Source organism: Desemzia incerta (genome assembly GCF_900115825.1).
GTDB classification, from domain to species: Bacteria; Bacillota; Bacilli; order Lactobacillales; family Carnobacteriaceae; genus Desemzia; species Desemzia incerta.
Genome location: NZ_FOXW01000001.1, coordinates 408,635 through 420,475, shown reverse-complemented (window position 1 = coordinate 420,475; position 11,841 = coordinate 408,635). Strand labels below are relative to the sequence as shown.

11 protein-coding genes are annotated in these 11,841 nt (G+C 38.5%); 2 read left to right on the top strand and 9 right to left on the bottom strand.

Translation table 11 applies throughout. The features are described 5' to 3' along the window. Both BM137_RS01935 and BM137_RS01930 read right to left on the bottom strand, forming a co-directional pair. The gene (locus BM137_RS01935; protein ID WP_092479458.1) at positions 1 to 987 is read right to left on the bottom strand and encodes a FecCD family ABC transporter permease; all 987 of its coding nucleotides are present in this window, start codon (positions 985 to 987) and stop codon (positions 1 to 3) included. Further along, complete coding sequence (locus BM137_RS01930) at positions 974 to 1,921, bottom strand: iron-hydroxamate ABC transporter substrate-binding protein (RefSeq protein ID WP_092479457.1); 948 nt, start codon at positions 1,919 to 1,921, stop codon at positions 974 to 976. The genes BM137_RS01935 and BM137_RS01930 overlap by 14 nt, the downstream gene beginning before the upstream one ends. Before the next feature lie 281 nt (positions 1,922 to 2,202). On the opposite strand from BM137_RS01930, the gene BM137_RS01925 reads away from it, so the two are divergent. After that, positions 2,203 to 2,844 (top strand): pentapeptide repeat-containing protein, encoded by a 642-nt coding sequence (locus BM137_RS01925; protein WP_092479456.1) that lies wholly within the window; start codon positions 2,203 to 2,205, stop codon positions 2,842 to 2,844. A 55-nt stretch (positions 2,845 to 2,899) separates the two neighbouring features. On the opposite strand, the gene BM137_RS01920 is transcribed toward BM137_RS01925, so the two are convergent. Continuing rightward, on the bottom strand, positions 2,900 to 3,370 hold the full coding sequence (locus tag BM137_RS01920; protein ID WP_092479455.1) for a glutathione peroxidase: 471 nt from the start codon (positions 3,368 to 3,370) through the stop codon (positions 2,900 to 2,902). A gap of 188 nt (positions 3,371 to 3,558) precedes the next feature. After that, positions 3,559 to 4,146: an acetate uptake transporter gene (locus BM137_RS01915; protein WP_092479454.1), complete on the bottom strand. Its 588-nt coding sequence runs from the start codon at positions 4,144 to 4,146 to the stop codon at positions 3,559 to 3,561. A gap of 187 nt (positions 4,147 to 4,333) precedes the next feature. Between BM137_RS01915 and BM137_RS01910 the strand changes: the two genes are divergently transcribed. Beyond that, positions 4,334 to 5,080: an alpha/beta fold hydrolase gene (locus BM137_RS01910; protein WP_092479453.1), complete on the top strand. Its 747-nt coding sequence runs from the start codon at positions 4,334 to 4,336 to the stop codon at positions 5,078 to 5,080. A 52-nt stretch (positions 5,081 to 5,132) separates the two neighbouring features. Here BM137_RS01910 and BM137_RS01905 read toward each other — a convergent pair whose 3' ends face one another. The 5 genes from BM137_RS01905 to gatA form a co-directional block, all read right to left on the bottom strand. Continuing rightward, positions 5,133 to 6,113, bottom strand: a complete 981-nt coding sequence (locus BM137_RS01905; protein WP_092479452.1) for a tRNA dihydrouridine synthase — start codon at positions 6,111 to 6,113, stop codon at positions 5,133 to 5,135. Positions 6,114 to 6,378: 265 nt separating this feature from the next. Continuing rightward, on the bottom strand, positions 6,379 to 7,761 hold the full coding sequence (rlmD, locus tag BM137_RS01900) for a 23S rRNA (uracil(1939)-C(5))-methyltransferase RlmD (RefSeq protein ID WP_092479451.1): 1,383 nt from the start codon (positions 7,759 to 7,761) through the stop codon (positions 6,379 to 6,381). An 89-nt stretch (positions 7,762 to 7,850) separates the two neighbouring features. Next, positions 7,851 to 8,918 carry a diacylglycerol kinase gene (locus BM137_RS01895; RefSeq protein ID WP_092479450.1) on the bottom strand — a complete coding sequence of 356 codons (1,068 nt, stop codon included), beginning with the start codon at positions 8,916 to 8,918 and terminating at the stop codon, positions 7,851 to 7,853. Between the two features lie 22 nt (positions 8,919 to 8,940). Then, positions 8,941 to 10,371, bottom strand: coding sequence for an Asp-tRNA(Asn)/Glu-tRNA(Gln) amidotransferase subunit GatB (gene gatB, locus BM137_RS01890; protein WP_092479449.1), 1,431 nt, complete (start codon positions 10,369 to 10,371; stop codon positions 8,941 to 8,943). Between the two features lie 15 nt (positions 10,372 to 10,386). Further along, positions 10,387 to 11,841, bottom strand: coding sequence for an Asp-tRNA(Asn)/Glu-tRNA(Gln) amidotransferase subunit GatA (gene gatA, locus BM137_RS01885; protein ID WP_092479448.1), 1,455 nt, complete (start codon positions 11,839 to 11,841; stop codon positions 10,387 to 10,389).

Here is an 11,841-nt window from a genome sequence, read left to right as displayed (position 1 = left end):
TTAAGCAACCTCCTTGCGAGCGGCTGCTATAAAAAATGGAACTCCTATCAAGGAAGTAAAAATTCCAACAGGCATTTCATATGGAGTATAAACTAATCGGGCAGCCATATCGGAATAAAGGACTAAAATTGCTCCTAATAAAAAAGATAAGGAAATATTCTTAGCATAATTTTCTCCTACAAGCCTTCGATTGATTTGCGGAATGATCACCCCTACAAATCCAATATTTTTTCCCACTGCTACAGCAGCTGCACACATTGGGATCAAAATCAAAAATGCCATTAATCTTGTCTTTCCAGGGTTTACTCCTAATCCAGCTGCTGCTTCATCTCCTAAACCGAGAATAGTAATTTTATTTGACAACAACATACTAAACAGCAATCCAACGGTTCCTACACTAACTACCAATTGAACATCCGACCACGTAGCATTTCTAAAACTGCCGGAGATCCAAAAAGCAATAAACTGAGACTTATTGGATAAAATTCCGATGGTCGTGGTCAAAGAAATAAAAAAAGTACTCATAGAAATTCCAGCAAGCAATAATTTGCTGGTAGAATTATTTTTCTTTGTATTGAATAAAAACATGAGAACTAGAGCCGCACTGAATGCTGTCCCTATCAATGAAGCTAACATACTACTTTGTGTGCTTATGGTGATATTGGCCGCATAAAACAGTGCGATCACTAAAGTGGCGCCTTGGCTCACTCCCAGCAAGGATGGTTCAGCTATAGGATTACGCGTAACTCCTTGTATAAGTGCACCACAAGCCCCCAAAATGCCTCCTGTGAATAAGGCAGACACTACTCGAGGGGTTCGAACGTCCCTGATCAATAATTGATTCAATGAATTTTCTGGCTGCCATAAACTATTCCATAATTCTGTCGGACCGATAGATTCTGCTCCCAGAATAATTGCCAAGTAGATCCCCACAGCTAGAATCAGCAGACAAGCCAGCACAAAAAGGGTGTTTTTAATCTGGTTCATCTAACATCACCGCTATTTCATCTAGCAGCAGTTCTCTGCCTATCGGGCTGTAGCCTTGATTGAAATACGGAGAAGCATCCAGAGTCGTCACCTTCCCTGCTTTTACTGCAGGAAGATTATTCCAGATTTCATTGGCTTGTAATACTTCTAGGTCTTCATCAGTAGCGATCACAAAAATATGATCTGCCTCGATGGCAGCTAATCCTTCATAAGTCACTACCGGCAAACTGATATCTGTCTGTTCCGGCATACCTGTTGGTTTCTTTAATCCCATATCTTCGTAAAGTACTTCGCCAAAACCTGCTCCGTCAAAAACGAAAAATTGACCTCCACTAGCTAAGAAAGACAAATAGGTTGTGTCTTCACCTTGTTTCTTTTTAATCGTATTTCCGATTGAAGCAGCTTTTGTTTCATAGTTTTTCAACCAGTCTTCTGCCTTATCTTTTTGATGGAATACTGTTCCAAGTGTTTTTACGTCTTCTTTCCAGTCCAAAGCCTCTAATTGGATCATGACCGTCGGAGCAATGGTTTTCAATTGCTCATACACTTTTTCCTGCACTGTTGACAGTATGATCAAATCAGGTTCCAAATTCATGACTGCTTCTACATCCACAGTATCTTGCATACTGTACCCCAAAATCTCAGCCCCCTCTAAAACATCTTCTAAATAAGAGGGAAACTTAGTGTAATCGTAAGCATCACTATTGGCTGTTCCAGTTACTTTGTATCCTAAAATCGATAAACTGTCGCTATTCCCGCTTAAGTCCACAATTCTTTTCGGGGCTTTAGGAATTTCTACCTTTCCTTTAGCATCCGTAACAATCGTTGTTGCTTCGGTTCTTTGCGAATCCTTTGCCTGAGCGGCACAGCCCATAAAAAATACCATCGCTATCAACATCACTAGAATGATCCTGCTCTTCTTTTTCACCTTCATCTTTTGTGCTCCTTTAACTTCCATTTTAAAAAGCTCAACAATTCACAATTGTTGAGCTTTACTTATATTATACTCGATCATTTCAAAATGTTAAGCTTTTTCTACTTCAATCTTGTAAGTTTAAGTTCTATTTTCTTTTTGCTCACAATTTTACTTGAAGTTCAATTTAAATGGAACAGCACGCTTCTAAAACAAGCTGTCATTCGACTAATTGTTCTTAAAAACTCTTTTTATATGCTATACTGTATCATTGACGTTAAGAAGTAGAAAGAAGGAAAACAATGAAACTTAAAACACCTGCTATTTCAAAAGCGCTACTAACCACAAAAGATTTTCAAGCTATTTTAGACGATGAAGATTACATGTTGGGAAACTGCGAAATCTCTCAATCTGATTTTTCAAATGAAAATTTAGATAGAGCTCACTTGCACAACGCTGTCATTAAAAACAGCACCTTTACTCATACTAATTTTAGCGGTATTGATATTGTCGATGTCCGATTCATCAATTGCGATTTCTCAAACGCCGACTTGAGCAAAGCTTCTATTCACAGAGTTGAATTTGAAAATTGCAAACTGCTGGGCATCAGTTTTCCCGAATCTAGTTTAGGAAATGTTTTATTCAGCAACTCCATTCTGAATTTTGCCACTTTCCATTCATCTAAGCTGGAAAAAATTATTTTTCAACACTGTTCTTTAGAAAGTACTGATTTTTATGACTGCACTTTAAAAAATGTCGTGTTCGACAACTGTAATTTGAACGAGGCTGCGTTTGAACAAACTCTTTTAAAAGGCATCGACTTAAGCTTGTCTCATTTCAGTTCGCTTAGAGTATCTCAAAATGAATTAAAAGGATGCACCGTTTCACGTGAACAAGCTGTTTATTTATCTACTCTTATGGGGTTGAAGATTACAGATGGTTAAAAACAGCGTCCAACCACACAATGTTCTCTCGTGTGATTGGACGCTGTTTTCCAATTTACTTGTATTGGGCTAATTCTTCTTCAAATGACAATGGTGTAGTTGTAGGCGCAAAGCGTTTGATGATATTGCCTTCTTTATCCACTAAAAATTTAGTGAAATTCCATTTTACAGCTTTTCCTGTAAGACCTTTTGTTTCTTCTGTCAGCAATTTAAACAATGGATGAGCATCTGCTCCATTCACTTTTATCATTTCGTGCATCGGAAAAGTTACCCCATAAGTCATCCGGCACGATTCGGCTGCATCGCTGGCTGAATCGATTTCTTGTTTGAATTGATTAGTTGGGAATCCTAGAACAACAAGATCCTCTTCTTTGTATTTCTCATATAACTTTTGCAAATCATCGAATTGAGATGCTAAACCACATTTGGTAGCTGTATTGACGATCAGCAATGTTTTGCCTTTGTATTTATCCATTTTATACGTTTCTCCGCTTTCAAGCGTCACTTCGATATCGTAAATAGTCATCTGATAAGCCTCCAGTTTTACTAACTTTTTGTACTATCTTACTTATATCACTTATCAGATAGAATTCATACACATTTTGTTTTAAAATAAATTTAAATTTCAAAACTGTGTAATCGCAATTAAAAATTTGAACCGATATACAGAATAAAAGACTTCGCTGATGATCAACGAAGTCCCTCAAATCAATTTTATTTTACTTCTCCAATAGGCATAATGTCCTTGCCGTACAATTCATTCAATACTTGTGCCATAGCTGCATAAATAGCTGAAAAACCACATAAGATTCCTTCATAGCCGGCAATCGTTAAAATCAAACTAAAACCAGTAAAGTTTCCGATAGCTAGTAAGAAGAATAAAATCGTCAGTGAACCAAATACTACTTGTAATGCGCGATTGATCCGTAATGTTCCGATGAACATAAATAATGTAAATACTCCCCACATAAATAAGTACGCTGCCATAGATAAAGATCCAGCTGCTTCTCCATATCCCATCAATGGTAAAATATTCAATGCCACTAATGATAGCCAAAAGAAACCATACGACGTAAAAGCAGTTGTTCCAAATGTATTATTTTTCTTAAATTCCATGATACCTGCGATGACTTGTGCAATACCTCCATAAAAAATACCCATTGCTAAAATCATTGCGTCTAATTCAAAAAATCCTGCATTATGTATATTTAACAAAATAGTTGTCATACCAAATCCCATCAATCCTAGTGGTGCCGGATTTGCTGTTACTTCTTTTACTGAAACAATTTTTTCTTTCTCCAACTTAAAACACTCCTACTTATATAATGAACACACAATTTATAACTATACATCACTGTTTATATTAATGCAAAGTAAATATAGTTTTTTGTCCATTTTAACAACCTTTTCACCTGTTTTCCGAAAACTTCTAACTGTATTCATTTCCTTATCTATATTCATTTGATATGATACTCAGGAGGTGGATGAATTGAAATTAACGATTCGAAAAAGAACTTTAGGAACTATCCCAATGCTGGAAGTTGTTCCAACAAAAAAACGCAATGATTTGCTGCCGCTAATCATTTATTACCATGGTTGGCAGTCCGTAAAAGAATTGAATTTAACTCAAGCTCGTTACTTAGCGCGTCAAGGTTTTAGAGTCATTTTACCGGATGCTATGAATCATGGGGAAAGAAAGCAACCTGTTTCTAAAATTCCTTCTTTGACGTTTTGGCAAAGTATCCATACCAATTTAGTTGAATTTGGTTTTATTGTACATCATTTTCGCACTATCGGTTTCGTAGATGATGTTATTGGAGTAGGCGGTACTTCAATGGGTGGAATAACCACTTGTGCATTATTGACACATCATCCTGAGATCAAAGCCGCTGCTTGTTTAATGGGGTCGCCCAAGTTGTCCGCCTACCGCGAAAGAATAGTCGAACACGCTAAGAGGTCCAACCGTTACTTGCCTCAAGACTACAAGGAACTGCTGAGCTGGATTCCACAGTATGATTTGTCTCTTCGTCCTGAGACTTTAGACGGGCGTCCCTTATTTATCTGGCATGGAAAACAAGACCTGATTGTTCCTTATGAAGATGTGGCTGATTTTGCTGATGAACAAAAAGAACTCCCAAATATTTATTTTACTGATGAAGACGAAGAGCATCTAGTCAAAACGAGTACTATGCGGGAGGTTACGGATTTTTTTGTAAAAGAATTATTGGAAAAATAGAAAAAACTGTTTTCCTCAATCAATCAGGAAAACAGCTTTTTTAAATTAATGTTTATTCACCTAAAATATCTTTATTCTTTTCTTCAAATTCATCCAATAAAGCTCGTACATCATTGGTTGTTTCAGTTTCCATCAATTGAGCTCTTAAATCACTCGCTCCACGGATTCCTTTGACGTATATCTTGAAGAAACGACGAAGCGGTTTAAAAGCACGAGGCTCATCAACAGTATACTTATCAAACAAATCCAAATGGATTCTAAAAAGTTCCAACAATTCTTTGCTAGAATGTTCTCTCGGTTCTTTTTCAAATGCGTAAGGATTGTGGAAAATACCGCGTCCGATCATTACTCCGTCTACACCGTATTTTTCAGCCAATTCTAGACCTGTTTTACGATCTGGGATGTCTCCATTGATCGTAATCAATGTGTGAGGCGCTATCTCGTTACGCAATTCTACGATTTCTGGTATCAATTCCCAGTGAGCGTCTACTTTACTCATTTCTTTTTTAGTGCGCAAATGAATCGATAGATTAGCGATATCTTGCTTCAATAAATGAGTCAACCATTCTTTCCATTCATCGACCTTCAAATAACCCAATCGCGTTTTGACACTTACAGGCAGTCCGCCTGCTTTTGCAGCTTCAATCAGTTCAGCAGCCACTTCTGGACGTTTGATCAGTCCGCTTCCTCTTCCGTTACCGGCTACATTAGGAACTGGACAACCCATGTTGATATCGATTCCGCTGAATCCTTCTTTTGCCATACCAATACTCATTTCTCTGAAGTATTTTGGCTCATCTCCCCATATATGGGCTACCATAGGTTGTTCATCTTCTGTAAAGGTCAACCGTCCACGAACACTGTTGCGTCCTTCTGGATGGCAGTAGCTGACAGAATTCGTAAACTCTGTAAAAAACACATCTGGTCTGCCTGCTTCACTGACTACATGACGAAAAACAACATCTGTCACATCTTCCATTGGGGCCAACACAAAAAACGGTCGCGGTAATTCTTGCCAAAAATTTTCTTTCATTTTTTATACGTATTCCTTTCATAGAGAGGCAATCATTTACCTCAAATTAAATTGTCTTTCCTTGCAACTATTTCATTATAGGTATTTTTCTTCTATACCTGTTAGAATTCTTGTTAACCTTAAAAATTATAGCGGATTTTTTATCTTTTAGCAAATCCGATATCCATCTGTTCATTCTTGAAGATTACAACTGACAACTGTTCTTTACAATAGAAAATGATTAAGACCACGAAATTCGCGACCTTAATCATTTTTTTACTTCTTATTAGGCTTCGTTTCTTGTCAGCAATGTTACTGACTCAACATGGTTTGTTTGCGGGAACAAATCTACTGGTTGGATTTTCTCCACATTGTAGCCGCCCTCTGCCAATAAGGCTAAGTCACGAGCTAATGTAGCCGGGTTGCAGCTGACATAAACCATTTTTGATGGTTTCATTTCTAATACAGCATCGATAAATTGTCCTTCCAGTCCTTTACGAGGCGGATCAACGACTAATAGATCTGCTGTACGTTCTTCCTCAGCCCACTTAAGCATGACTTCTTCAGCAGCTCCAAGTTGGTAAGTGACGTTTTCAACACCGTTTAATGCAGCATTTCTTTTAGCATCTTCAACTGCCATTTCAACGATCTCGATTCCGTAAACTTCTTTCGCTTTTTTCGCCAAAGCAAGAGTAATCGTTCCGATACCACAGTAAGCATCGATAACTGTTTCTTCGCCTGTCATTGCAGCAAAATCTAAAACTGTTTGATACAGTTTTTCCGTTTGTAATGGGTTGACTTGATAGAATGAACGATGTGAAATTTCAAATGTATTTCCCATTAATTCATCTCTATATTTGTCTTCACCATACAATACGATTGCTTCTTCTCCTAAGATAACGTTAGTTCCTCTTGGATTGACATTTTGAACAATGCTGACAACTTCTGGTAAAGCTTCTTGGATAGCAGGGATGATTTTACTTGTTGGGAACAATTTAGCTGTACGTGTAACCAATACAATCATCATTTCCCCAGTATGATATCCTCTGCGCACAACGATATGACGCAAGTTACCAGTATTGTCTTTCTCGTTATATGGTTTTACTCCGTATTCACGCATAATATCTCGAACAGCGATAATCGCTTCGTCGATTTTTGGATCTTGAATATAAAAATCTTCCATAGGAATCAAATCATGGCTGTTTTTACGGAAAAATCCGGTTGTCAACAATCCTTCAACTTTACGCACTGGAACCTGTGCTTTATTGCGGTATCCCCATGGCTCTTCCATTCCCATCGTATCTAGTACTGGAACTTCAGGCATTCTTGCAATACGTTGCATAACATTCGCCACTTGTTTCTTTTTAAAAGCTAACTGAGCAGCATAAGACATATGTTGCAAAGGTGCGATACCTGCACGTGTATAGCTTCTGTTTTTCAAAGGGACCCGGTCTTTACTTGATGTTAGACGATTCATCACTTTTGCGTAACCATAAGTCTTACCTGTTTTGTGGATTTTAACCTCTGCTTTTTCACCTGGTAAAGCGTCTTCTATAAATAATGGATACCCATTTATTTTAGCAACACCCATACCTTCAAATGTTAAATCTTCGATAGTAACCGTATGCTGTTCATTTTTATTTACTGGAATAGTTTGATCTTTTTTCAATTCCTTATTCTCCTTCCACTCAAAAACATGCTGGACATTTTTGGGGCGATTATTCTTTTATGTGCAACGGCCGGTTGATTTCCTGTTTTCTACAATTCGTTTGAATCATTTGTATAAGAATTCTTCAATTCGTTGTTTTCTTGCTCGTTTTCTGGTAATTCTCCTGTTAATTCTTCTACTTGTCTCAAGAAGGCTTCTTCCACATCATCTGCAAACTCATCTTTTTCCTCTACGTCATAAGGGATCAAATCAACGTCTGCATACATTTCAATGTGTTGTTTCAAGTTGATGAATTCAACAGGTGAATCTCCTCCGTACTCTCCATCTAAATTGATCATCAATGGAGTTAAATCCGTTGTTTGTGCTTTGATTTTATTGGTTTTCACATAGACGACATTTGGACTCGAAATGTGTTTAGCCCCGTTTAAAAGCTTAGCGATCAATCGGAAGATCTCCAACAAGTTAGCCGTTTTGACAATGATCAATGTGAACTTTCCATCATCTAACCTTGCGTCTGGAGCCAGCTGCTCAAAACCACCGACTGAATTCGTCAAAGCGACGAAAAACATAGAGGCACTTTCTTCAAAAACTCCATCATCGTATTCGATCCGCATAGGAACCGCTTTGACACGCGGCAACATTTCCGCACCCTTAACAAAGTAAGCTAAGTAGCCAAAAACGGATTTTAATTGAGACGGAACTTCATAGGTTAACTCCGTCAAATAGCCTGCCGCACCAATGTTGATAAAGTAAGACATTTGTTTTTGTGTGATTGATTGTCCAATGTCCATATGGATGGTTTGATTTTTCTCGATGATTTTTGCTGCAGCAATCAAATCATTTCTTGGGATATGCAATGCTCTAGCATAATCATTTGTCGTTCCTGCAGGGATGATCGCCATTTTAGGTCTTTTTTCTAGACCGGCTAATCCGTTCACGACCTCATTGATCGTTCCGTCCCCTCCAGCAGCCACAATCAAATCAAAACCCGCTCTTGCAGCTCTTTCCGCTTCATTCCGAGCTGAAAAGGGCTCAGGCGTTGTAGCAAAAGCACTGGTCTCATAACCAGCACTTTCATACACACTCAAGATGTCTACTAAATTTTTCTTCAGCAATTCGCGCCCAGATGTTGGATTATAAATAATTCTCGCACGCATCTGTTTTACCTTCTTTCCAAAATTACCGTTTGCTCAATTCTTCGTTCAACAATTTATTGACTACACCAGGGTTTGCTTGTCCTTTAGTAGCTTTCATGATTTGACCAACGAGGAACCCGATCGCACGGTCTTTTCCATTTTTGAAATCTTCAATGGATTGCGCATTGTTGTCTAAAATATCATTGATGATTGGCAACAATTTAGATGGATCACTTAATTGTACCCAGCCATTTGCTTCTACAACTTCATTGGCATCTCCGCCATTTTGAATCAATTCACGGAAAACTTTTTTCGCGATTTTTGAACTGATTGTTCCATCTGCGATCAAATTGATCATTCCTGCTAAGTTCTCAGGCGTCAATTTCGTATCGTGTAATTCTAATTTTTCACTGTTCAAGTAAGCTGATACTTCACCCATCAACCAGTTGGCTGCTTGTTTTGCATCCGCTTGATTAGCAATCGTTCCTTCAAAGAAATCGGACATTTCTTTAGTTGCTGTTAATTGCCCAGCATCATAATCAGATAAGCCAAAGTCTTTTACATAACGTAAACGACGCTCTTTAGGCATTTCAGGAATCGTTTCTCTTACCGTTTCGATCCACTCGTCTTCAATGTATATGTTTGGAAGATCTGGTTCTGGGAAATAACGGTAGTCACTAGAACCCTCTTTCACACGCATCAAGATCGTTTCACCTGTTGCTTCATCGTAACGTCTTGTCTCTTGTTGAATAATGCCTCCAGCAAGCAATACTTTTTCTTGGCGTTTTTCTTCAAATGCTAATCCTCTGCGCACAAAGTTGAACGAGTTTAAGTTTTTTAATTCCGTTTTTGTTCCAAATTCATCTTGACCGAATGGACGAATAGAAATGTTTGCGTCACAACGCATTGATCCCTCTTCCATTTTAACATCACTTACACCTGTGTATTGAACGATTTGTTTCAATGCCTCAAGATAAGCATAAGCTTCTTCCGGCGAACGCATATCTGCTTCAGATACAATCTCGATCAAAGGCGTTCCTTGACGGTTCAAGTCAACATAAGAATAACCGTCTGTGCCGTGAGTGTTTTTCCCAGCATCTTCTTCTAAATGAACGCGTTCAATACGGATTTTTTTCTTTTTGCCTTCGACTTCGATCTCGATCCATCCATCGTGTCCAATCGGTTTATCAAATTGAGAAATTTGGTAAGCTTTTGGATTATCTGGATAGAAGTAGTTTTTACGGTCAAATTTTGTATCTTGTGAGATTTCACAATTCAAGGCTAATGCAGCACGGATACCGAAATCTACAGCGCCTTTATTGATTGTTGGTAAAACACCTGGGTATCCCCAGTCGATAACGTTTGTGTTGGTATTCGGTTCAGCTCCAAAATGTGCTGGAGATGGTGAGAACATTTTAGAGTCTGTTTTTAATTCTACGTGGACCTCTAGTCCGATTACTGTTTCAAAATTCATGTTTCGTCTCTCCTCCTACAAATTTGGTCTTGCTTTGTGGAATTCTGTTGCTTGTTCAAATGCATATGCTGCTTGGTAGATTGTTTTTTCATCGAAATGTTTTCCGATCAATTGCAATCCAACAGGCATGCCGTCTGAAAATCCACAAGGAATTGAAATTGCAGGAACTCCAGCTAAGTTTACCGGTACTGTTAGAATATCTGATAGATACATTGCGATTGGATCATCGATTTGTTCACCGATACCATAAGCAGTTGTTGTTGTAGTAGGTCCTAAAATCAAGTCGTACTCTTCGAACACATTTTCAAAGTCTCTACGGATCAACGTACGAGCTTTTGAAGCTTGTTTAAAATGAGCATCATAGAATCCAGAACTTAATGAGAACGTACCTAACATGATACGACGCTTAACTTCTGGTCCAAAACCTTCTGTACGTGTTTTAACATACAATTCCTCTAAAGATTCTACATCTTTAGCTCGGTAACCATAACGTACTCCGTCAAAACGTTGCAAGTTCGAAGAAGCTTCCGAAGAAGAAATGATGTAGTAAGCAGGAATTCCATATTTAGAATGCGGCAAACTAACCGTTTCAACGATTGCACCTAATTTCTTATACGTTTCGATAGCTTCTAAAACAGCTTCTTTTACGCCGTCTTGAAGTCCGCCTTCTTGCATGTACTCTTTCGGCACACCGATTTTCATTCCTTTAACGCCATCTGTAATGCCTTCTGTAAAATCAGGCACTTCTTCAGTATGAGACATAGCATCTTTAGGGTCATGACCACTGATAGCATTCAATACAATCGCGTTGTCTTTTACATTACGTGTAAAAGGTCCAATTTGATCTAAACTTGAACCAAAAGCAATCAAACCAAAACGAGACACTCGTCCATAAGTCGGCTTCATACCTACTACACCGGTAAAGGCTGCAGGTTCGCGGATCGATCCGCCTGTATCTGTTCCTAAAGAAACTGGAACTTGTCCTGCAGCAACTGCTGCTGCGGAACCACCTGAAGATCCACCAGGTACTTTATCTAGATTCCAAGGGTTGCGTGTTAACTTGAAATAAGAGTTCTCTGTACTTCCACCCATGGCAAATTCATCCATGTTCAGTTTACCAACTGAGATCATGCCGGATTCTTTCACTTTTTCAGTAACCGTTGCATCATAGATCGGTACAAAATCTTCTAACATACGGCTGGCTGCAGTTGTCAATGTTCCTTCTGTAACGATGTTGTCTTTAATCCCAATCGGCAATCCAGCTAAGATATTCTCTGGATCAATTCCAGCTTCGTCCATCTCGCGTGCTTTTACTAAAGCTTCCTCTTCAGTTAAGGTAATAAATGAACCCACTTGATCTTCCGTCTCAGAGATGCGGGCATAAACTGCAGTCATGATTTTTTCTGCTGTTGTTTCTTTGTTTACCAGCATGGTATGCAGTTCTTCTAATGTATGATCCAACAAACTCAT

Coding starts and splice junctions, on each gene's coding strand:
- BM137_RS01935 (WP_092479458.1), bottom strand. CDS start 987: ATGAACCAGATTAAAAACACCCTTTTTGTGCTGGCTTGTCTGCTGATT.
- BM137_RS01930 (WP_092479457.1), bottom strand. CDS start 1,921: ATGAAGGTGAAAAAGAAGAGCAGGATCATTCTAGTGATGTTGATAGCG.
- BM137_RS01925 (WP_092479456.1), top strand. CDS start 2,203: ATGAAACTTAAAACACCTGCTATTTCAAAAGCGCTACTAACCACAAAA.
- BM137_RS01920 (WP_092479455.1), bottom strand. CDS start 3,370: ATGACTATTTACGATATCGAAGTGACGCTTGAAAGCGGAGAAACGTAT.
- BM137_RS01905 (WP_092479452.1), bottom strand. CDS start 6,113: ATGAAAGAAAATTTTTGGCAAGAATTACCGCGACCGTTTTTTGTGTTG.
- BM137_RS01895 (WP_092479450.1), bottom strand. CDS start 8,918: ATGCGTGCGAGAATTATTTATAATCCAACATCTGGGCGCGAATTGCTG.
- gatB (WP_092479449.1), bottom strand. CDS start 10,371: ATGAATTTTGAAACAGTAATCGGACTAGAGGTCCACGTAGAATTAAAA.
- gatA (WP_092479448.1), bottom strand. CDS start 11,841: ATGAGTTTGTTGGATCATACATTAGAAGAACTGCATACCATGCTGGTA.